1 protein-coding gene is annotated in these 925 nt (G+C 57.8%); it reads right to left on the minus strand.

The annotated features are described in order from the left end of the window. Nucleotides 1-320: 320 nt before the first annotated feature. Nucleotides 321-815 (minus strand): GNAT family N-acetyltransferase, encoded by a 495-nt coding sequence (locus tag NV64_RS22730; protein WP_056232619.1) that lies wholly within the window; start codon nt 813-815, stop codon nt 321-323. Nucleotides 816-925: the final 110 nt, after the last annotated feature.

The raw sequence follows: 925 nt of genomic DNA on the forward strand, positions 1-925 counted from the left end.
ACCCCGATTGCCTGTAATCTTCTGTATAGCTGCCTCAAGACCTCAAGACCTCAAGACTCAGCGTGAAAAGGGTTTTTACCAAAGCAATGCAGTAGCTCGAGGGGGAGGCCGTTGGGGGACAGATTAGCCGGGCGTACGGCGCACGGATGCGCCGTCCGAGCCCCCAGGGAGGGGTTTATGGCGACCCGGCGATCTGCCACCAACGGCCGACCTTACCCCGCGAACCACAGCAACCTTACTCCGGAGCCACAGCAACCTTATCCCGTGAGCCACAGCAACCTCACCTCAGGAGCCAGCGGTTACATTTTACGTTTGCTTAGTCAGGGTTTAAACCGCGCCATATACAGGGCGTCCACCTGCTGGCCGTTGCGGATGGCGAAGCGGCGGGCGCGGCCTTCGGTTTCGAAGCCGAATTTTTCGTATAAGCGGACGGCGGCCGGGTTGTCGGCGAATACCGTCAGCTCAACGCGATCCACACCCAGCCAGTTGTCGCACAGATCCAGTATCGCGCGCATTAGCGCGCTGGCTACGCCTTTACCGCGCTGCTGCACGTCCACGCCGATGCCGAAGCTGGCCGTATGGCGGCGGCGGGCGGGGCCGTTAATGTACACGGTGGCCTGGCCTGCTACTTTACCGTCGATGCAGGCGACCAGCATCTGCGTGCCGTCCGGGATTGCGGCGAGCTTTTCGCGCCATTTCATTAGCGAGGGATGAGGGAGCTGTAGCGTGTCGCTGTAGGTTTCTGGCTGGCCATAGAGCGCCTGCAGGGCTTCGGCATCTTCCGGGACCACGTGGCGAACGGTTATCTCACTCATTTTTCCTCTCCGTAGTTAATGAAATCCTCTTTAAAATCAGGGTTTTTAATTGACAGATCAAGCAAAAAAACTTCGGGAAAGGGCTTTACAGGTGCGAATGATAATGATTA

The sequence above is a fragment of the Erwinia sp. B116 genome (assembly GCF_002865965.1).
GTDB lineage: Bacteria > Pseudomonadota > Gammaproteobacteria > Enterobacterales > Enterobacteriaceae > Erwinia.

What these genes read in the sequence shown, in the direction of transcription:
- NV64_RS22730 (WP_056232619.1), bottom strand. Translation starts at nt 815, where the DNA reads ATGAGTGAGATAACCGTTCGCCACGTGGTCCCGGAAGATGCCGAAGCC.